Genomic DNA, 18,662 nt, shown 5'->3' on the forward strand with positions numbered 1-18,662 from the left:
CCGCCCAGCTCCTCGCCCCCGCCGTCGAGCAGCCCGCCCGTCACAAGCTCTCCTCCGGCCGTGACCACGTCACCGCCGGTGACGACCAGCGCACCGCCACCGCCACCGCCTCCGTCGGAGACGACGAGCAGCGCGCCACCGCCACCGGAGACCACCAGCGCCCCGGCCACCAGCAGCGCGCCGGCCACGAGCGAGCCGCCCACCAGTGAGCCCGCCACCGAGGAGCCCACGGAAAGCGCCACCGTCTAGCGCCACCGTCTGGCGCCACCGCAGACCCCGGGAGTCACCGGATGCCTTCAGGACAGTCGACGTCGGGAGTGGGCCGGGTCATCGCCGGCCGCTATCTGCTGCTGAACCAGCTCGGCAGCGGCGGCATGGGCCATGTCTGGCTCGCCCACGACCAGAGACTCGCCTGCGAGGTCGCCCTCAAGGAGATCGCCTTCCGGGACGCGGTGGAGGCCGGTCACGAGCGGGAGGCCCGGGTGGCACGGGCCCGTGCGGAGGCCCGGCACGCGGCGGGGCTGCGCGGCCATCCGCATGTGGTCACCGTGCACGACGTACTGGAGCACGACGGGCTGCCGTGGATCGTCATGGAGTACGTGGCGGGCGCGGTGGACCTGCGCGAGCTGGTGGCCCGGCGTGGCTCGCTCCAGCCCGCGGAGTGCGCCCGTGTCGGCCTCGCCGTGCTGGACGCGCTGACCGCCGGGCATGAGCGGGGCGTCATGCACCGGGACGTGAAACCGGCGAACATCCTGCTCGCGCCGGACCGCTCCGGGTCGCCGTACGGCCGTGTCGTGCTCACCGACTACGGCATCTCCGTGCAGCCGGACGCCGGCGAGACGCGGTACACGCTGACGTCCGTGCTGGTGGGCACGGCGGGCTATCTGGCGCCGGAGCGCGCCACGGGCGGGCCGCCCACCCCGGCCGCGGACCTGTTCTCGCTGGGCTGCACGCTCTACCACGCCGTGGAGGGCCGCGGTCCGTTCGACCGCGAGTCGCACTTCGCGGAGATCTCCGCGGTGGTCATGGAGGATCCGCGGCCACCGGAGCGGGCCGGCGCCCTGGGGCCCGTGCTGGAGGCGATGCTGATCAAGGATCCGCGGGCGCGGATCTCCGCCGCCGAGGTGGAGGCGGCACTGTCGCGGCTCGTCGCGTCGCAGGCAGAGGCCCACGCCCGGACGCAGACCGACCTCGGATCTCAGCCGCCCTGGGCGCAGCCGGCGTCTCCCGCGCCCGCACCACCCGCACCTGTTCCGCCGCCGCAGGCCGTCCCCGACGGCTTCGGGCCCCTGGTCACGTCGGGTGGCGGCAGGCGGCGTACCCGCCCCCGGGCCCTGCACTCCGCCCTCGCGGGTCTGCTGGGGCTGGCCCTGGCCGGGGGCGGGGTCTGGTACGCCGTGGCCCAGCAGCCGCCCGCCGACGGGAAGGAGGGCGGGACCGCGTCGCCGTACGGCTCGCAGATCGGGCTGTCCGAGCCGCTCAGGGACGGCGACTGCGTACTGGCCGACTGGGGGGCCGGCGGTGCCTTCCAGGGCACTCCGCGGCTGCGGACGGAGTCCGGCTGCGGCAGTACGGCCGACGGGCAGGTGCTGGCCTTCGTCGGGGCCGCGTCCGCCGCCGAGGCCCGGGAGCAGGGCCCGGCGGGGTGCGCGGAGCGGACCGAGGAGCTCCGCGGGAAGCTGGCGGATGTCCGCAGCTTCGCCGTGGTACCGAGCGAGGCGGGTTTCGCGGCCGCCGGGAAGCGCACCGCCTGTCTGGTGCTGGGTGCGCACGGGCCGGTGTACGGGCCGCTCGGCGATCACCGCGAGGCCGGCACGGAGTTCTCCGACGTGTCGAACATGCAGAAGCGGGACTGTCTGGAGGTGCGGTCCAACCGGTCCGCCCGGCTGGTGTCCTGTGCGCGGACGCACGACGAGGAGGTGCTCGGGTTCACCCGATTGGCCGCGGATGTCACGCTCGGGGAGGCGCGTACCGAGTCGGACGTGGCGTGCGGACGGGACGTGCCGCCACGGGACTACGGCTTCGACCCGTCGGTGTACACGGCGGGCTCCTGGACGAGCGAAGGTCCCTGGAAGGCGGGTACTCATTTCGTCGTCTGCACCGTCAGGAAGCAGAACGGGGGCACCATGGAGGGAGACGAATCCTGAGGAGGGTGTTGCGATGCCCGGTTCCGGTTCTACGGATGGCTCGACCAGAACGATGGGGGTGCTCACCGTAGGCGGTCTCGTCATGGTGACCGCCTACACGGTGGCGCTCGGCAGCAACGGCTGGCTGTGGTTCGGCTGGGTCGTGCTGGGCCTGATCACTCTCGGGATGGTCGTCACGCGCGGTACCTGAGCCCGCCTCTAGTGCACGCCCGGCTGGTACTTCGGCAGCCGGGCGGTGATCTTCATACCCGCTCCCGCGGCGGTCTCGATCACGAGGCCGTAGTCGTCGCCGTACACCTGGCGCAGCCGGTCGTCGACGTTGGAGAGCCCGATGCCGCCCGAGGGGCTGACCTCGCCGGCGAGGATGCGGCGCAGTACGGCGGGGTCCATGCCGGCGCCGTCGTCCTCGATGACGACGAGCGCCTCGGCACCGGCGTCCTGCGCGGTGATCTGGATATGGCATTTGTCGGCCTTGCCCTCCAGTCCGTGCTTGACGGCGTTCTCGACGAGCGGCTGGAGGCAGAGGAAGGGCAGGGTGACGGGGAGGACCTCCGGGGCGATCTGGAGGGTGACGGAGAGGCGGTCGCCGAAACGCGCCCGGACCAGTGCCAAGTAGTGGTCGATGGCGTGGAGTTCGTCGGCGAGGGTGGTGAAGTCGCCGTGCCTGCGGAACGAGTAGCGGGTGAAGTCGGCGAACTCCAGGAGCAGTTCGCGGGCCCGCTCGGGGTCGGTGCGGACGAAACTCGCTATCACCGCGAGCGAGTTGAAGATGAAGTGCGGGGATATCTGGGCGCGCAGGGCCTTGATCTCGGCCTCGATGAGGCGGGTGCGGGACCGGTCGAGGTCGGCGAGTTCGAGCTGGACGGAGATCCAGCGGGCGACCTCCCCGGCGGCCCGGACGAGGACGGCGGACTCATGGGGCCCGAAGGCGACGAGGGTGCCGTGGATCCGGTCGTCGACGGTGAGCGGTGCCACGACGGCCCAGCGGACCGTGCAGTCGAGGTGGTCGCAGGTCAGCGGGAAGGCCTCGCCGCGGCCGGTCTCCAGGGGGCCGGCGAGCCGTTCCATGATCTCGGCGCGGTGGTGGCCGCCGACGCCGTCCCAGACCAGGACCGTCTTCTGGTCGGTCAGGCACAGGGCGTCCGTGCCGAGGAGCGTGCGCAGCCGGCGGGCCGACTTGCGGGCGGTCTCCTCGGTGAGGCCCGCCCTGAGCGGAGGCGCGGCGAGGGAGGCGGTGTGCAGGGTCTCGAAGGTGGCGTGCTCGACGGGGGTGCCGAGCCCACGCAGGCTCTCGGGGCGCGCGGTACGGCGGCCGAGCCAGAATCCGGCGGCGAGCAGGGGGAGGACCGCGACACAGAGGCCGGCGAGGAAACCGCTCATACGACCGCCCCGATCAGGCACGTCAGGGATGTCCTCATGCCTTCACCTCCGCCCGCAGTTCCTCCGGCAGATGGAACCGGGCCAGGATCGCCGCCGTTCCGGCCGGGACCCGGCCCGGGGTGGCCAGGGACACCAGGACCATGGTGAGGAAGGCCAGCGGTACCGACCAGAGGGCGGGCCAGGCGAGCAGGGCGTGCAGTGCTCCGGCGCCGGGGAAACCGGCCATCGTCGCGGCCACGGCGACCAGGGCGGAGCCACCGCCCACCAGCATCCCGGCGGCCGCTCCCGGCGGGGTCAGCCGACGCCACCAGATACCGAGGACGAGCAGCGGGCAGAAGGAGGAGGCCGACACCGCGAAGGCCAGCCCGACCGCGTCGGCGACCGGCAGCCCGCCGACCAGGAGGCTCGCCGCCAGCGGTACGACCATGGCGAGGACCGTGCCGAGCCTGAAGTGCCGTACCCCGCGGGACGGGAGGACGTCCTGGGTGAGCACGCCCGCAACCGCCATGGTCAGCCCCGAGGCGGTCGACAGGAACGCGGCGAAGGCTCCCCCGGCGACCAGCGCGCCGAGGAGGTCGCCGCCGAGGCCGCCGATCATCCGGTCGGGCAGCAGCAGGACGGCGGCGTCCGCGTTCGAGGTGAGGGTGAGTTCGGGGGCGTAGAGGCGGCCGAGGGCGCCGTAGACCGGCGGCAGGAGGTAGAAGGCGCCGATCAGGCCGAGGACCGCGACGGTGGTGCGGCGGGCGGCGACGCCGTGCGGGCTGGTGTAGAAGCGGACCACCACGTGCGGCAGGCCCATGGTGCCGAGGAAGGTCGCGAGGATCAGTCCGTACGTGGCGTACAGCGGGCGTTCGCCGCGGCTCTCGGCCTGCGAGGGGGACAGACCGGCACCGCTGTCGCGGTCGGCCTCGGGGACGGGGGCGCCCTCGGCGAAGGTCAGCCGGGTGCCGGCGTCGATGTGGTGGGTGCCGGCGGGGAGGCGGAGTTCGGTGTCCTCGTGGGCGCGGCCGTCGACGGTGCCGTCGACCGTGACGGTCAGCGGGCGGTCCAGTTTCAGGTCGAGGCTGTCGTCGACGCGCACGACCCGCTGTTCGCGGAAGGTCGCGGGTTCCTCGAAGGCGTGGGTGGGGGCGCCGTCGCCCTGCCAGGCGAGGACGAGGAAGAGGGCGGGGACGAGCAGGGCGGTGAGCTTGAGCCAGTACTGGAAGGCCTGCACGAAGGTGATGCTGCGCATGCCGCCGGCGGCGACGGTGGCGACCACGACGACGGCGACGATCACTCCGCCGAGCCCGTCGGGTGCCCCGGTCAGGACCGTCAGCGTGAGCCCGGCGCCCTGGAGCTGGGGCAGCAGATACAGCCAGCCGACGCCGACCACGAAGGCCCCGGCGAGCCGTCGTACCGCCTGGGAGGCGAGCCGGGCCTCGGCGAAGTCGGGCAGCGTGTAGGCGCCGGAGCGGCGCAGCGGGGCGGCGACGAAGATCAGCAGGACGAGATAGCCGGCGGTGTAGCCCACCGGGTACCAGAGCATGTCGGGGCCCTGGACCAGGACCAGGCCCGCGATGCCGAGGAAGGAGGCGGCGGAGAGGTACTCACCGCTGATGGCGGCCGCGTTGAGACGGGGGCCGACGGTGCGGGAGGCGACGTAGAAGTCGGATGTCGTGCGGGAGATACGCAGGCCGAAGGCGCCGACGAGGACGGTCGAGACCACGACGAGGGCGACGGCCGGAACGGCGTAGGTGGAGTTCATCGGTCTTCTACGAGGCGTACGAAGTCGCGTTCGTTGCGCTCCGCCCGCCGCACGTACCAGCGGGCGAGCAGCACCAGCGGGACGTACAGGCCGAAGCCGAGGACCGCCCACTCCACGCGGCGGGCGTCGGGCATGGCGGCGAAGAGCAGCGGGAGCGGGCCGACGAGCAGGCCGAGGACGGCGAACACGGTGAGGGCGGCGCGCAGTTGGGTGCGCATCAGGGAGCGGACGTAGGTGTGGCCGAGGGTGGTCTGTTCGTCGATCTCGGTGCGGGGGCGGTAGTAGCCGGGGACGCGGCGGGTCCGTCGGGGCGGGCCGGTGACGACGACCCGGCGTTCGGCGGGGTTCTGGGGCACCGTCACGGCCTCCTCATCAGCAGGTCCCGCAGTTCGCGGGTGTGGCGGCGGCTGACCTGGAGTTCCTCGGAGCCGACCAGGACGCTGACGGTGCCGGCGTCGAGGCGGAGTTCGCCGACGTGACGCAGGGCGACCAGGTGGCGGCGGTGGATGCGGACGAAGCCGCGGGAGCGCCAGCGTTCCTCCAGGGTGGACAGGGGGATGCGGACGAGGTGGCTGCCCTTGGTCGTGTGCAGCCGGGCGTAGTCGCCCTGGGCCTCGACGTGGGTGATGTCCTCGACGCTGACGAAACGGGTCACGCCCCCCAGTTCCACGGGTATGTGGTCGGGGTCGGGCTCGCTGACCGGGATGCGCGGGGTGGTGCCACGGATCTCGGCCGTGCGCAGCTCGACGACGCGGCGGACCGCCTCCGCGAGGCGTTCCGTGCGGACGGGCTTGAGGACGTAGTCCACGGCCTTGAGGTCGAAGGCCTGCACGGCGAAGTCCTCGTGCGCGGTGACGAACACGACCAGCGGCGGCCGGGCGAACCCGGTGAGCAGCCGGGCCAGGTCGAGGCCGTCGAGGCCGGGCATGTTGATGTCGAGGAAGACGACGTCGATCGCCTCGGGGCCGTGCGGCCCGGACTCCAGGGCCCGGTTCATACGGCGCAGCGCCTCGGTCGCGTCGCCGGCGCCCTCCGCGGTGCCGATCCGGGGGTCGGCGTTCAGGAGGTAGAGCAGTTCCTCCAGCGAGGGGCGTTCGTCGTCGACAGCCAGGGCGCGCAGCATGAACCCGGAGTGTAGGAGTAATTCGCACGTCTGCACACGTGCCGAGGTATGGACGTTCCCGCTGGATACAGTGCCGACATGCACAGCGCGCCCGCATCGTTCGACGAGCTCGACCGGAAGATCATCACCGCTCTGATGGCGAACGCCAGGACGAGCTTCGCCGAGATCGGCACGGCCGTGGGGCTGTCCTCCACGGCGGTCAAGCGGCGCGTGGACCGGTTGCGCGAGACCGGTGTGATCACCGGGTTCACGGCCACGGTGCAGCCGTCGGCGCTGGGCTGGCGCACGGAGGCGTACGTCGAGGTGTACTGCGAGGGCGCGGCGCCGCCGCGGCGGCTCGCGGAGGTGGTGCGCAACCATCCGGAGATCACCGCGGCGATGACCGTGACGGGCGGCGCGGACGCGCTGCTGCATGTGCGGGCGCGGGACGTGGAGCACTTCGAGGAGGTGCTGGAGCGGATCCGGATCGAGCCCTTCATCCGGAAGACGATCAGCGTGATGGTGCTGTCCCATCTGATCCCGGAGAGTCCGGAGGCGGGTGCGAGTCAGCCCGCGCCGATTGAAACCTCGGGACGCGCAGCAGAGCTGCGTTGAACCGGAGAAAGACGCAGCATTCCTGCGCAGACACGCAATTCTTGTTGCTTGTCGGGCGTGACCGTCACTTCTTACCTTGGTGTCAACCCTCAGTCGACACCGCAGGAAGCGGAGGAACCCCTCTGTGTCCGACTCCCGTGTGCCGCGCCGACGGCGTTTCCTCGTCTGCGAACCCAGACACTTCGCCGTGCAGTACGCGATCAATCCCTGGATGCATCCCGACACACATGTCGATGTGGACCTGGCCCAGGAGCAGTGGCAGGCACTGATCGGCGCCTACCGCTCCCACGGTCATGCCATCGACGCCCTGGAGCCGGTCCCCGGCCTCCCCGACATGGTCTTCGCCGCGAACTCGGCGGTCGTCGTCGGCGGCCGTGTCTTCGGCTCGCTGTTCCACGCGCCCGAGCGGCGCCCCGAGTCCACGCACTACGACCTGTGGTTCAAGACGGCGGGCTACGACGTCCACCGCCCGGTGTCCGTCTGCGAGGGCGAGGGCGACCTCGTCTGGACGGGCCGGTACGTCCTGGCCGGCACCGGCTTCAGGACGACCCGGGAGGCCCACCGCGAGGTGCAGGAGTTCTTCGGCCACCCGGTGATCAGCCTGACGCTGGTGGACCCGCACTTCTACCACCTGGACACCGCGCTGTTCGTCCTGGACGACTCCGAGGGCGAGAACAACATCGTGTACTACCCGGAGGCGTTCTCACCGGGCAGCCGCGAGGTGCTCGCTCGGCTGTACCCCCGCGCGGTGCTCGCGACCCGCGACGACGCGATGGCGTTCGGACTGAACTCGGTGTCCGACGGCCGCCATGTCTTCATCGCGCCGCAGGCCGAGGCGCTGGCCGCGCGCCTCGACGACCACGGCTATGTCCCCGTCCCCGTCGACCTCTCCGAGTTCCACAAGGCCGGCGGCGGCATCAAGTGCTGCACCCAGGAGATCCGCTCATGACCGCTGCCGTTCACACGCGCTCCTCCGCCGATCTGATCAGCGCCGAGGAACCGGTGCTGGCGCACAACTACCACCCCCTGCCCGTGGTCGTCGCGCGCGCCGAGGGCACCTGGGTGGAGGACGTCGAGGGGCGCCGCTACCTGGACATGCTGGCCGGCTACTCGGCCCTCAACTTCGGCCACCGCCACCCGGCTCTGGTCGCGGCGGCCCACCGCCAGCTGGACCGGCTCACCCTCACCTCACGGGCCTTCCACAACGACAGGCTGGCCGAGTTCGCCGAGCGCCTGGCCGCCCTGACGGGCCTCGACATGGTGCTGCCGATGAACACGGGCGCCGAGGCGGTCGAGAGCGGCATCAAGGTGGCCCGCAAGTGGGCCTACGAGGTGAAGGGCGTCCCCGCGGACCGGGCGACGATCGTGGTCGCCGCGGAGAACTTCCACGGCCGTACGACGACGATCGTGTCGTTCTCCACCGACGAGACGGCCCGCGCGGGCTTCGGCCCCTTCACCCCCGGTTTCCGGATCGTGCCGTACAACGACCTGGCGGCGCTGGAGGCGGCGGTCGACGACACGACGGCGGCGGTGCTCCTGGAGCCCATCCAGGGCGAGGCGGGGGTCGTGATCCCGGACGAGGGCTACCTCACCGGTGTCCGTGAACTGACCCGCCGCAAGGGCTGTCTCTTCATCGCGGACGAGATCCAGTCGGGCCTCGGCCGCACCGGCCGCACCCTCGCCGTCGAGCACGAGTCGGTCGTCCCGGACATGCTGCTCCTCGGCAAGGCGCTCGGCGGCGGCATCGTCCCGGTGTCCGCGGTGGTGGCCCGCCGGGATGTGCTGGGCGTGCTGCGACCGGGTGAGCACGGCTCCACCTTCGGCGGCAACCCTCTCGCGGCCGCGGTCGGCACGGCCGTGGTCGAGCTCCTGGAGACGGGCGAATTCCAGCACCGGGCCACCGAGTTGGGCGTGGTACTGCGGGACGGCCTGTCGGAACTGGTCGGCAAGGGCGTCCTCGGCTTCCGGGCCCGCGGGCTGTGGGCGGGCGTCGACATCGACCCCGCGTTCGGGACCGGACGCGAGATCGGCGAACGGCTGCTGCGCGAAGGCGTGTTGGTCAAGGACACCCACGGCTCGACGATCCGCCTGGCGCCGCCGCTGACGATCACGGAGGACGAACTCTCCGGTGCGCTCGGGGCATTGGAGAAGGTGCTGACGCGGGGCTGAGCACCTGACGAGGGGCCGGCTCCCGTGACCGTTCCGAGGACGGTCACGGGAGCCGGCCCCGTCCTGTCGGCGGTTGCGGTGGATCGGCTTTCCAGCACCCCGCATCGCGCCGGGGCGCAAGACCTCCCTCCACGCCACCCATGCTCGCGAATCCGTCATGCTGAGCGATCCCGTTGCCGCCTACCCGCCAGTAGCACCAGGCTGAGCCCCGCGGCCGCCTCCCCCGCCCGCGACCCAGTTCCGCACGCCCCCGCATGCACATACACTGGCAGCCCCACGACACGCCGGTTGACCTGCTGGAACGCGGCGGTTGAGCCGATTTTCCGGAGTCAGGAGCGTCCAGTTGTTCTACTACCTGCTCAAATACGTGTTGTTGGGACCCCTGCTGAGACTGGTCTTCCGGCCCCGGATCGAGGGGCTCGAGCATGTGCCGACGACCGGGGCGGCCATCGTCGCCGGCAATCACCTGTCCTTCTCGGACCACTTCCTGATGCCGGCGATCCTCAAGCGCCGCATCACCTTCCTCGCGAAGAAGGAGTACTTCACGGGCCCGGGTCTGAAGGGCCGGCTCACCGCGTTCTTCTTCCGCAGTGCCGGGCAGATCCCGGTCGACCGCACGGGCAAGGAGGCCGGCCAGGCCGCCATCCGTGAAGGGCTCGGGGTGCTGAGCAAGGACGAGCTGCTCGGGATCTACCCAGAGGGCACGCGGTCCCACGACGGCCGGCTCTACAAGGGCAAGGTCGGTGTCGCGGTGATGGCGCTGAAGGCCGGGGTGCCCGTCATCCCCTGCGCGATGATCGGCACCTTCGAGGCCCAGCCGCCCGGCAAGGTCATCCCCAACATCCACCCCGTGACCATCCGCTTCGGCGAACCCCTCGACTTCTCCCGCTACGAAGGCATGGAGAACGAGAAGGCGATCCTGCGCGCCATCACCGACGAGATCATCTACGCCATCCTCAACCTCTCCGGCCAGGAGTACGTCGACGAGTACGCGGCCGTCGCCAAGGCCGCGGAAGCCGCGGAGCGCTCCGAGAAGGAACGCCGCTTCCCGCGCATCCCGCTGCGCTGACCTCTGCTGTCGCCACACGGCCCTGCGAGTCCCTGAGCCGACAGCCCTACCGTCGCCGCATGACGCGACGTGCTGTGGCGAACGGGGCGACGGGGCAGCTCGGCCGGGCGGGACTGGCGGGAGGCGTGCCCGGTGATGTTCCGGTCCTGCGGCGGCCTCTTCGACCACGCGGCGGAGGGCGGCAAGTTCACGGCATGAAAAAGGGGCGGCCCGTGCAGGGCCGCCCCTTTTGGTGTTACGGCTTCGGCGTCGCGTGCGGTCCGCACGTGACGTCGGCGGCGTCGAGCTTGCCGCTGAGCAGGTAGGAGTCCACCCGCTCGTTGATGCACGGGTTGACCAGGCTGGTCACACCGTGGGAGCCCGCGTTCTTCTCGGTGATCAGACGGGAGCCCTTGAAGCGCTTGTGCAGCTCGACCGCACCGCCGTACGGGGTCGCCGCGTCACGCTCGGACTGGACGATCAGCACACCGGGAAGGCCCTTGCCGGTCCTGACGTCCACCGGGGTCTGCTGCTTGGCCGGCCAGGTCGCGCAGGGCAGGTTCATCCAGGCGTTGGCCCAGGTGAGGAACGGGTAGTCCTTGTGCAGCCGGGTGTTGTCGCGGTCCCACTTCTTCCAGCTGGTGGGCCACTTGGCGTCGGTGCACTCGACGGCCGTGTAGACGGCGTTGCCGTTCTCCGAGGCGGCGTTGCCCGCGGTGTCCGACAGGTCGGGCGCGGCCGCGTCGACAACCGCCTGGGTGTCGCCGGCGAAGTACTTGCTGAGCACGGTGGCCGTCGAGACCCACGCGGAGTCGTAGTACGGGGCGCTCTGGAAGAAGCCGATCAGCTCGGCGGGGCCGACGACGCCACCGATGGGGCTCTTCTTGGCCGTGGCACGCAACTGGAGCCACTTCGCCTGGACTTCGGCGCGGGTGGTGCCGAGGTGGAAGGCGGCGTCGTTGGCGGCGACCCAGTCCTGCCAGTCCTTCCAGCGCATCTCGAAGGCGACGTCCTGGTCGAGGTTGGCCTCGTACCAGATCTTCTCCCGCGACGGGCTGACGACGCTGTCGACGACCATGCGGCGGACGTGGCCCGGGAACAGCGTGCCGTAGACGGCGCCGAGGTAGGTGCCGTAGGAGACGCCGAGGTAGTTCAGCTTCTTCTCGCCGAGCGCGGCGCGGATGACGTCCAGGTCGCGCGCGGTGTTCGGCGTGGTCATGTGCGGCAGCATCTCGCCGCTGCGCTCGGCGCAGCCCTCCGCGTACTCACGGGCGAGCTTGCGCTGGGCGAGCTTGTCGGCCTCGGTGTCGGGCACCGGGTCCGCCTTGGGCGCCTTCACGAACTCCTGCGGGTCGACGCAGGAGATGGGCGCCGACTTGCCCACACCGCGCGGGTCGAAGCCCACGAAGTCGTACGCCTTGGAGGTGTTGACCCACACGGGGGCCTTGGTGGTGACCCGGCGCGGGAAACGCAGGCCGGAGCCGCCGGGACCGCCCGGGTTGTAGATGAGCGCGCCCTGGCGCTCGGACTTGGTGCCGGTGCTGCCGATCCGGTCGACGGCGAGCTTGATCTGCTTGCCGTAGGGCTTGGCGTAGTCCATCGGCACGGTGACCCAGCCGCACTGGATGGGCTTCTCCAAGCCCCAGTCGGCGGGACAGTCCTGCCAGTCGATCCCGGCCTTCTCGGCGCGGTCGGCGGCGATGGCGGCGCCACGGGCCTCACGGTCCTGGCCGTGCCGGCCGGCCGCACTCGCGCTGGCGGTGGGGGCCGTGACGGCCCCGGCTATCAGGGTCGCCGTGACCAGCACTCCGGCCGAGCCGAACGCCGCGACCCGCCTTGTCGATCTGTGGTGCCTCAACTGGAACTCCCCTATGTCGTTGATGACAAGGGGATCCTCGCGGCTGTGCGTCGCCTGAGAACAGGGGTGGCCGCTTCTTCTTTACCAATCCGATAAACGGAGAGAGGCGTTCGCTAACCGATCGAGGCCAGCGCCTCGTCCAGGAGCCTGCGCAGCCTCAGCGCGTCCGGCGCCACGGCGCTCACCAGGACGGCCGGCCCAGCCAGCGGCACGACCACGGCACCGTCCCCGAGCACCCGCGCGGCGACCGGCTCCGCGGCGAACTCCGGCCGTACGACGACGAGTTGCCCAACGGCCCGATGTCCCGCCAGCACGGCGGGACCGTCCCAGCCGGCCGGCGCCCCGGGCCCGCAGGCCAGCTCCTGGTCGAGGACGGTACGTCCGGCCACACACAGGGTGAGACGGCTGGTGAGCCGACCTGGTTGCTCGGCCGCACGCCCCAATACCTGTTCCTCGCGCAGGACGAGCCGCCCGGTCTCCGCCACGTCGGCCCGTGTGGTGACGTACAGCTCACTGCCCTGCGCGGAGATCAACTGCTCCGGCAGCCAGTGCAGTTCGCCCCGGTCGGCGACGGTGAGCCGTACGTCGTACCGCGCCTCCCCCTTGGCCTGTCCCGGCAGTGCGATGGTGGCGGCGGCCGACCCGACCCGCAGCCGGGCCCCGGCCGCCACGTCGGCCTCGACGGTGAAGTGGTCCCCACCGAGCGGCCCGCTCATCGCACCGACGAGCATGACCCGCGCCTCGTCGGCACTCCCCCGGGTCCGCCGCAGGGCCAGCGGCCCGTCGCCCTCCAGCACCGGCAGCGACGTACCGCCACGTCCGTCGTCCCGCGCCCCGATCCGCGCGGTGGCCTTCACGCCCGCCGTCATGCGGTCCACGCCGCCAGCTGCGCCCGCACCCACGCGGCGACGTCCGCCACCCCGGCCTCGCTCCTGAGCGACTGGAAGACGACCGGCAGTTCGGCCCGCTGCGCCTTGGCGTCCGCCGCCATCCGCGCGAGATCCGAGCCGACGTAGGGGGCGAGGTCGGTCTTGTTGACGATGAGGAGATCGGCGGTGGTCACACCGGGGCCGCCCTTGCGCGGGATGTCGTCCCCGCCGGCGACGTCGATCACGAAGATCTGCGCGTCGACGAGCCCCTTGGAGAAGGTCGCGGTCAGGTTGTCCCCGCCGCTCTCGACCAGCACCAGGTCCAGCGGCCCGATCTCGTCCTCCAGGTCCTCCACCGCTTCGAGGTTCGCCGAGATGTCGTCCCTGATCGCGGTGTGCGGGCAGGCCCCCGTCTCCACGGCGGTGATCCGCTCCGGCGGCAGCACGGCCTCACGCAGCAGGAACTCGGCGTCCTCGCGGGTGTAGATGTCATTGGTGACGACCGCGAGGGACAACTCGTCGCGCAGGGCACGGCAGAGCGCGGCGACGGTGGCGGTCTTGCCGGACCCGACGGGCCCACCGAGCCCGATACGCAGGGCACGGCGCGAACCGTCGGTCCGGTGCGAGTCCGCGCTGACGGCGGCGGGGCCGTCGTGGTGATGGTCGAGATGCATGTACGGCTCCTGCTCGTGGTGATCGGGTGCGGGTGCGGCTGCGGGTGCGTGGGGGCTGGTCGCGCAGTTCCCCGCGCCCCTAGGTATTTCAGCCCGTCCGGCGTTTGAGGGGTCGGCGGGGGGCGAGGAAAATCACGACGCGAACAGCCGCACCGGCCAAGCCGCATGCGACTCCGCCGAGATCTCCAGCAGCGGAGCCGAAGCCGCGGGCAAGGCGCCCACCCCCTCCTCCACCACCCGGCGACCGGCCTCCACCGCCCGATCCGCGACCCGGTCCAGCTCCGGCGCCAACCGGGCCAGCACCCCCGTCGCGTCGAACGGGTCGAGGCTCAGCAACCGCACCGTCGCGGAGGCCGGCCCGCTCACGCTCTCGTACGCCGCGCAGTACGCCGCGTCGACCGCGTCGAGCCCGGCTGCCCGGGCCGTGACCCCCAGCACCACGGGCTGATGCGCCCCCTTGGGGAACTCCCGTGCCAGGGCGTCGAGTTCACCGGACGGCCAGGTGGCCCGCGCGGCGCGCATCAGCTGCCGCCCCAGCTTCCGCGCGGCGACCCGCAGGGCGGGCGACGGCGTGCGCGCGTCCGCCGCCGCGTCCAACTCCACGGGATCCACGCCGAGTACGGCCGCCGCGGCCAGCGCGGCGGAGACCAGCCCCGCCGTCTGGAGCCGCCCCCGGCAGAACTCCTCCAGGCTCGCCGCCCCGGTGATCCGCCCGGCCTTGACGGCCGCCTCGGCCCCGCCGGAGTGCGCGTGCCCCCCGGCGGGAAAGCGGCCGTCGGCCAGGACGAGAAGTGCTCCCCTGGACATCAGAACAGGAAGTAACGCTGGGCCAGGGGCAGTTCGGCGGCCGGTGTGGCCTCGACCAGCTCTCCGTCGATGTGCACGGCGAAGCTGTCGGGATCGACCTGGACACGCGGCCGGGCGTCGTTCTCCCGCATGTCCGCCTTGGTGACCCCGCGCGTCGACTCGATCGCCACGAACCGCTTCCCGAGCTGAAGCCGCTCCGGCAGTCCGTCCTCGATCGCCAGCGGGGCGACGAAGTTGAAGGAGTTGGCGGCCGGTGCCCGCCCGATCGCGCCGTACATCGGCCGCGGCAGGATCGGCTGCGGGGTGGGGATGGACGCGTTGGCGTCGCCCATCTGCGCGTAGGCGATCTGGCCGCCCTTGACGACGAGGTGCGGCTTGACCCCGAAGAACGCGGGCTCCCACAGCACGAGGTCGGCGAGCTTGCCGGTCTCCACCGAGCCGACCTCGCGAGCGAGACCCTGGGCGATCGCCGGGTTGATCGTGTACTTGGCGACGTACCGGCGTACCCGCTGGTTGTCCGCCCGTCCGTCGCCGGGCAGTGCGCCCCGCTTGCGCTTCATGACGTGGGCGGTCTGCCAGGTCCGCATGATGACCTCGCCGACGCGGCCCATGGCCTGGGCGTCGGAGGAGATGATCGAGATCGCGCCGAGGTCGTGGAGGACGTCCTCCGCGCCGATCGTCGTCGGCCGGATCCGGGACTCGGCGAAGGCCAGGTCCTCCGGCACCGCCGGGTTGAGGTGGTGGCACACCATCAGCATGTCGAGGTGTTCCTCGGCTGTGTTGACGGTGAACGGCCGTGTCGGGTTGGTCGAGCTGGGCAGGACGTGCGGTTCGGAGACGACGGTCATGATGTCCGGCGCGTGCCCGCCGCCCGCACCCTCGGTGTGGTATGCGTGGATGCCGCGTCCGGCGATCGCGGCGAGCGTGTCGCCCACGAACCCGGCCTCGTTGAGCGTGTCCGTGTGGATGGCGACCTGGACACCCGTCTGGTCCGCCACGGTCAGCGAGGCGTCGATGACGGCCGGGGTCGAGCCCCAGTCCTCGTGGAGCTTCAGCCCCAGTGCCCCGCCGCGGATCTGGGAGTACATCGCCTCGTGCGAGACGGTGTTGCCCTTGCCGAGGAAGCCGATGTTGAGCGGGTACTGCTCCATCGCCTCCATCATGCGGGCGAGATGCCAGGGGCCGGGCGTCACGGTGGTCGCCTTCGAGCCCTCGGCGGGTCCGGTGCCGCCGCCGACCAGGGTCGTGACACCGGCGGACAGCGCCTCGTCGGCGATCTGCGGGCAGATGAAGTGGACGTGCGCGTCGACCGCGCCGGCGGTGAGGATCCGTCCGTTGCCCGCGATGATCTCGGTCTCGGGGCCGAGGACCAGGTCGGGGTGGACGCCGTCCATCGTGTCCGGGTTGCCGGCCTTGCCGATCGCGGTGATCCGGCCGTCACGGATACCGACGTCGGCCTTGACGATCCCCCAGTGGTCGATGATCACCGCGCCCGTGATGACGGTGTCCGGAGTGCCGTCTGCGCGCGTAGCACGCGACTGTCCCATGGACTCACGTATGACCTTGCCGCCGCCGAACACCGCTTCGTCACCGGCGAGTCCGGGACCGCCGGAGCGGTCCTCCTCGATCTCGACGATCAGGTCGGTGTCGGCGAGCCGGATGCGGTCGCCGGTGGTCGGGCCGAACAGGTCGGCGTACGCGGCACGCGAGATCTCAGGCATCGAGGGCACCTCCGGTCTCCCCGCGCAGTCCGGGCACGATCCGGGCGCCGGCGAGCGGGACGAGTTCGACGTCGACGGGGATCCCGGGCTCGAAGCGCACGGCGGTGCCGGCGGCGATGTTCAGCCGCATCCCGCGCGCGGCGCCGCGGTCGAACTCCAGGCCGGGGTTGGCCTCGGCGAAGTGGTAGTGGGAGCCGACCTGGACGGGCCGGTCGGCTGCGTTGAGGACGGTGAGGCGGGTGACCTCGCGGCCCTCGTTGTAGACGATCGGGTCCTCGGCGAAAAGGATCTCTCCGGGAATCACGGCGGCCCCCGTCAGACGATCGGGTCGTGGACGGTGACGAGCTTGGTGCCGTCCGGGAAGGTCGCCTCGACCTGGACGTCGTGGATCATCTCGGGGATGCCCTCCATGACGTCGTCCCGGGTGAGCAGCTTGCGTCCGGAGGACATCAGCTCGGCGACGGTACGGCCGTCACGGGCGCCTTCGAGGATGTGCGACGTGATGAGGGCGACCGCCTCCGGGTGGTTGAGCCTGAGCCCCCGGGCCCGGCGCTTCTCGGCCACGTCGGCCGCCACGTGGATGAGCAGCCTCTCTTGCTCGTGCGGGGTCAGTTGCACGTCCCACCTCACAGTCCTCGCTCCGGACCGTGCGGGGTCCGGTTGCCTCCGCCCCGGGGCAAAGTCCCTGGTGGCGTGGCGGAAGGCTAGTTGGACCGCATTTCAGGCAAGTTAACCGAGCTGTGATCCGCCGGTTGCGGTGCGCTCGTCCGACATGCTCATCAACGCCCGTAGACCGTCCCGGAGGACATCGACCGGGGCGGACCCGAAGAGTGCCTGCTGGGCGAGGAAGCCGACCGCGGCCGCGATCATCGTGCGGGCCACGTGGTCGGGGTGCACGTCGGCTCTCATCATCCCGGCGTCCTGGTAGCCCTCGACGATCCGCGCCCAGGCCGCCCGCACTCCTGCGTACCCGTCGTGCAGCACGACCGCCAGCTCCTTGTTCCGCAGGGTTTCCGCCCACACCTGGACGACGAGCCGCGGGAAGGCGGGCTCGCCCTCGAAGGTCAGGTTCTCCCGGGCGGCCAGGGTGCGGCCGAGGACCACGGTGAGGAGCTCGTCCGGCGGCAGGGGCGGGCTCTGGCGCGACGCCTCCTCGAAGGCCCCGCGGACCGAGGCGAGCACCTCCCCGACGACCGCGGCGATCAGCTCCTCCTTGCCGCTGAAGTAGCGGTACACCGCTCCGGCCGACAGGTCGACCTCCTTCAGCACGTCCTGCATGGACGTGGCATGGAAGCCGTTGCGGGCGAAGCAGATCGCGGCGCCGTCGAGGATCTGCCGGCGACGGGCGTCGAGGTGTTCCTGGGATACGCGGGCCATGGTCACCAACTTAAAACGAACGTTCCTTCTTGACAAGAGGCGCCGACCGCAGGACGGTGGTGACGTAACTAAAACGAACGATCCTTCTTTTTGGATTCCGCTCGGAAGGGAACCACCATGTCCACCGCTCCCACCGGGACCGCCCGTCGCATGATCGCGGTCGCCGTCCTCGTCCCGGTCATCGCGGCGCTCGCCCTGTGGGCCTTCGCCTGGCCCGCCGCCCGCACCGCGCCCCGGGACCTGCCGCTCGGCATCGCCGGGCCCACCGCCGCGACCGCCCAGGTGGAGAAGGAACTGGCGCGGCACGGGGGCGCGTTCGAGCTCCACCACTACAAGGACGGGGCCGCGGCCCGGGACGCCATCGAGGACCGGACCGTATACGGGGCGGTCGTCGTCACCGCCGACGGTCCCGAGCTGCTGACCGCCTCGGCCGCGAGCCCGGTCGTCGCCCAGCTGCTCCAGCAGGCGGTGGCGGAGCAGGCGGCCGCCGAGGGCACACAGGTCAGGACGGTCGACGTGGTGGCCGCCCCGGCCACGGACCCGCGCGGCGCCGCCCTGGGCGCCAGCGTGCTGCCGCTGGCCCTGGCCGGGATGGCGGCGGGTGCGATGGTGACCTTCAGCGGGCTGCGCGGGACGCGTGCCGTGCTCGTCCTGGTCGGCACCTCCGCGCTGGTCGGTGTGGCCGCCGCCGGTGTCGCGGACAGCTGGCTCGGCGTCATCGCGGGCGACTGGTGGGCGGAGGCCGGGGTGTTCGCACTCGCGGCACTGGCCGTGAGCGGCGCCGTCGCCGGTCTCGCCGCCCTGCTCGGCACCGCCGGGGTGGGCATCGTCGCCGGAGTGATCATGCTGTTCGGCAACCCGTGGTCCGGCGCGGCCTCGGCGCCGCAGATGCTGCCCGAGCCGGCCGGCATGATCGGCCAGTGGCTGCCGCCGGGGGCGAGCGCGACCCTGACCCGCTCGGTGGCGTACTTCGACGGCGCGGCAGCGACGGGCCCCGCCCTGACGCTGGCCTGGTGGGCGGCGCTCGGTCTCGGCGCCGTGCTGCTGGGCAGCGCGCTCAAGGACCGCAAGAAGAGCGTCGAGCCCGTGGTGACGCCGGAGCGGGAGCTCGCGCCGGCCGGCTGACGGACCGCTCCACGACAAAGACC

The 18,662-nt window shown here is 71.7% G+C and carries 20 protein-coding genes; 7 read left to right on the plus strand and 13 right to left on the minus strand.

Translation table 11 applies throughout. The annotated features are described in order from the left end of the window. The coding region (locus HLK59_RS32240; RefSeq protein WP_206327853.1) for a hypothetical protein at positions 1-242 on the minus strand (242 nt) is incomplete at its 3' end. 48 nt (positions 243-290) lie between these two features. On the opposite strand from HLK59_RS32240, the gene HLK59_RS32245 reads away from it, so the two are divergent. Beyond that, a complete protein-coding gene (locus HLK59_RS32245) occupies positions 291-2,147 on the plus strand; it encodes a serine/threonine-protein kinase (RefSeq protein WP_171145108.1) in 1,857 nt (618 codons plus the stop codon). Between the two features lie 58 nt (positions 2,148-2,205). Next, a complete protein-coding gene (locus HLK59_RS52105) occupies positions 2,206-2,337 on the plus strand; it encodes a hypothetical protein (RefSeq protein WP_277349549.1) in 132 nt (43 codons plus the stop codon). 8 nt (positions 2,338-2,345) lie between these two features. On the opposite strand, the gene HLK59_RS32250 is transcribed toward HLK59_RS52105, so the two are convergent. Genes HLK59_RS32250 through HLK59_RS32265 form a run of 4 tightly spaced genes read right to left on the minus strand, consistent with a single transcriptional unit; the run spans position 2,346 to position 6,397 of the window. Beyond that, complete coding sequence (locus HLK59_RS32250; RefSeq protein WP_171145109.1) at positions 2,346-3,527, minus strand: histidine kinase; 1,182 nt, start codon at positions 3,525-3,527, stop codon at positions 2,346-2,348. A 34-nt stretch (positions 3,528-3,561) separates the two neighbouring features. After that, complete coding sequence (locus HLK59_RS32255) at positions 3,562-5,274, minus strand: cation acetate symporter (protein ID WP_171145110.1); 1,713 nt, start codon at positions 5,272-5,274, stop codon at positions 3,562-3,564. Continuing rightward, positions 5,271-5,630, minus strand: coding sequence for a hypothetical protein (locus HLK59_RS32260; RefSeq protein WP_171145132.1), 360 nt, complete (start codon positions 5,628-5,630; stop codon positions 5,271-5,273). The genes HLK59_RS32255 and HLK59_RS32260 overlap by 4 nt, the downstream gene beginning before the upstream one ends. Positions 5,631-5,632: 2 nt before the next feature. Beyond that, positions 5,633-6,397, minus strand: coding sequence for a LytTR family DNA-binding domain-containing protein (locus HLK59_RS32265; protein ID WP_171145111.1), 765 nt, complete (start codon positions 6,395-6,397; stop codon positions 5,633-5,635). A 78-nt stretch (positions 6,398-6,475) separates the two neighbouring features. On the opposite strand from HLK59_RS32265, the gene HLK59_RS32270 reads away from it, so the two are divergent. The 4 genes from HLK59_RS32270 (at position 6,476) to HLK59_RS32285 (ending at position 10,229) form a co-directional block, all read left to right on the plus strand. Next, positions 6,476-6,991 carry an Lrp/AsnC family transcriptional regulator gene (locus tag HLK59_RS32270; protein WP_171145112.1) on the plus strand — a complete coding sequence of 172 codons (516 nt, stop codon included), beginning with the start codon at positions 6,476-6,478 and terminating at the stop codon, positions 6,989-6,991. Between the two features lie 124 nt (positions 6,992-7,115). Further along, positions 7,116-7,940 carry a dimethylargininase gene (gene ddaH, locus HLK59_RS32275; protein WP_171145113.1) on the plus strand — a complete coding sequence of 275 codons (825 nt, stop codon included), beginning with the start codon at positions 7,116-7,118 and terminating at the stop codon, positions 7,938-7,940. After that, the gene (gene rocD / locus HLK59_RS32280; protein ID WP_240982761.1) at positions 7,937-9,160 is read left to right on the plus strand and encodes an ornithine--oxo-acid transaminase; all 1,224 of its coding nucleotides are present in this window, start codon (positions 7,937-7,939) and stop codon (positions 9,158-9,160) included. Before ddaH ends, rocD begins: the two co-directional genes overlap by 4 nt. Before the next feature lie 343 nt (positions 9,161-9,503). Beyond that, complete coding sequence (locus HLK59_RS32285) at positions 9,504-10,229, plus strand: lysophospholipid acyltransferase family protein (RefSeq protein WP_171145114.1); 726 nt, start codon at positions 9,504-9,506, stop codon at positions 10,227-10,229. Positions 10,230-10,464: 235 nt separating this feature from the next. On the opposite strand, the gene HLK59_RS32290 is transcribed toward HLK59_RS32285, so the two are convergent. The 8 genes from HLK59_RS32290 to HLK59_RS32325 form a co-directional block, all read right to left on the minus strand. Beyond that, the gene (locus HLK59_RS32290; protein ID WP_171145115.1) at positions 10,465-12,066 is read right to left on the minus strand and encodes an alpha/beta hydrolase; all 1,602 of its coding nucleotides are present in this window, start codon (positions 12,064-12,066) and stop codon (positions 10,465-10,467) included. 113 nt (positions 12,067-12,179) lie between these two features. Next, the gene (locus HLK59_RS32295; RefSeq protein ID WP_171145134.1) at positions 12,180-12,935 is read right to left on the minus strand and encodes an urease accessory protein UreD; all 756 of its coding nucleotides are present in this window, start codon (positions 12,933-12,935) and stop codon (positions 12,180-12,182) included. Beyond that, positions 12,932-13,609: an urease accessory protein UreG gene (gene ureG / locus HLK59_RS32300; RefSeq protein ID WP_171145116.1), complete on the minus strand. Its 678-nt coding sequence runs from the start codon at positions 13,607-13,609 to the stop codon at positions 12,932-12,934. Before ureG ends, HLK59_RS32295 begins: the two co-directional genes overlap by 4 nt. A 132-nt stretch (positions 13,610-13,741) precedes the next feature. Next, positions 13,742-14,416, minus strand: a complete 675-nt coding sequence (locus HLK59_RS32305; protein WP_171145117.1) for an urease accessory UreF family protein — start codon at positions 14,414-14,416, stop codon at positions 13,742-13,744. Continuing rightward, a complete protein-coding gene (locus tag HLK59_RS32310) occupies positions 14,416-16,137 on the minus strand; it encodes an urease subunit alpha (protein ID WP_171145118.1) in 1,722 nt (573 codons plus the stop codon). Before HLK59_RS32310 ends, HLK59_RS32305 begins: the two co-directional genes overlap by 1 nt. Next, entirely contained in the window at positions 16,130-16,441 is a 312-nt protein-coding gene (locus tag HLK59_RS32315) for an urease subunit beta (RefSeq protein ID WP_171145119.1), read from the minus strand. Before HLK59_RS32315 ends, HLK59_RS32310 begins: the two co-directional genes overlap by 8 nt. 11 nt (positions 16,442-16,452) lie before the next feature. Continuing rightward, positions 16,453-16,755 carry an urease subunit gamma gene (locus tag HLK59_RS32320; RefSeq protein ID WP_028808600.1) on the minus strand — a complete coding sequence of 101 codons (303 nt, stop codon included), beginning with the start codon at positions 16,753-16,755 and terminating at the stop codon, positions 16,453-16,455. A 111-nt stretch (positions 16,756-16,866) separates the two neighbouring features. Continuing rightward, a complete protein-coding gene (locus HLK59_RS32325; RefSeq protein WP_171145120.1) occupies positions 16,867-17,514 on the minus strand; it encodes a TetR/AcrR family transcriptional regulator in 648 nt (215 codons plus the stop codon). A 117-nt stretch (positions 17,515-17,631) separates the two neighbouring features. Between HLK59_RS32325 and HLK59_RS32330 the strand changes: the two genes are divergently transcribed. After that, the gene (locus HLK59_RS32330) at positions 17,632-18,639 is read left to right on the plus strand and encodes an ABC transporter permease (RefSeq protein WP_240982762.1); all 1,008 of its coding nucleotides are present in this window, start codon (positions 17,632-17,634) and stop codon (positions 18,637-18,639) included. Positions 18,640-18,662: the final 23 nt, after the last annotated feature.

The sequence above is a fragment of the Streptomyces sp. S3(2020) genome (assembly GCF_013044505.1).
In the GTDB taxonomy this organism is placed as follows: domain Bacteria; phylum Actinomycetota; class Actinomycetes; order Streptomycetales; family Streptomycetaceae; genus Streptomyces.

What these genes read in the sequence shown, in the direction of transcription:
- HLK59_RS32245 (WP_171145108.1), top strand. Translation starts at nt 291, where the DNA reads ATGCCTTCAGGACAGTCGACGTCGGGAGTGGGCCGGGTCATCGCCGGC.
- HLK59_RS32250 (WP_171145109.1), bottom strand. Translation starts at nt 3,527, where the DNA reads ATGAGCGGTTTCCTCGCCGGCCTCTGTGTCGCGGTCCTCCCCCTGCTC.
- HLK59_RS32255 (WP_171145110.1), bottom strand. Translation starts at nt 5,274, where the DNA reads ATGAACTCCACCTACGCCGTTCCGGCCGTCGCCCTCGTCGTGGTCTCG.
- HLK59_RS32265 (WP_171145111.1), bottom strand. Translation starts at nt 6,397, where the DNA reads ATGCTGCGCGCCCTGGCTGTCGACGACGAACGCCCCTCGCTGGAGGAA.
- HLK59_RS32270 (WP_171145112.1), top strand. Translation starts at nt 6,476, where the DNA reads ATGCACAGCGCGCCCGCATCGTTCGACGAGCTCGACCGGAAGATCATC.
- rocD (WP_240982761.1), top strand. Translation starts at nt 7,937, where the DNA reads ATGACCGCTGCCGTTCACACGCGCTCCTCCGCCGATCTGATCAGCGCC.
- HLK59_RS32295 (WP_171145134.1), bottom strand. Translation starts at nt 12,935, where the DNA reads ATGACGGCGGGCGTGAAGGCCACCGCGCGGATCGGGGCGCGGGACGAC.
- ureG (WP_171145116.1), bottom strand. Translation starts at nt 13,609, where the DNA reads ATGCATCTCGACCATCACCACGACGGCCCCGCCGCCGTCAGCGCGGAC.
- HLK59_RS32305 (WP_171145117.1), bottom strand. Translation starts at nt 14,416, where the DNA reads ATGTCCAGGGGAGCACTTCTCGTCCTGGCCGACGGCCGCTTTCCCGCC.
- HLK59_RS32310 (WP_171145118.1), bottom strand. Translation starts at nt 16,137, where the DNA reads ATGCCTGAGATCTCGCGTGCCGCGTACGCCGACCTGTTCGGCCCGACC.
- HLK59_RS32325 (WP_171145120.1), bottom strand. Translation starts at nt 17,514, where the DNA reads ATGGCCCGCGTATCCCAGGAACACCTCGACGCCCGTCGCCGGCAGATC.
- HLK59_RS32330 (WP_240982762.1), top strand. Translation starts at nt 17,632, where the DNA reads ATGTCCACCGCTCCCACCGGGACCGCCCGTCGCATGATCGCGGTCGCC.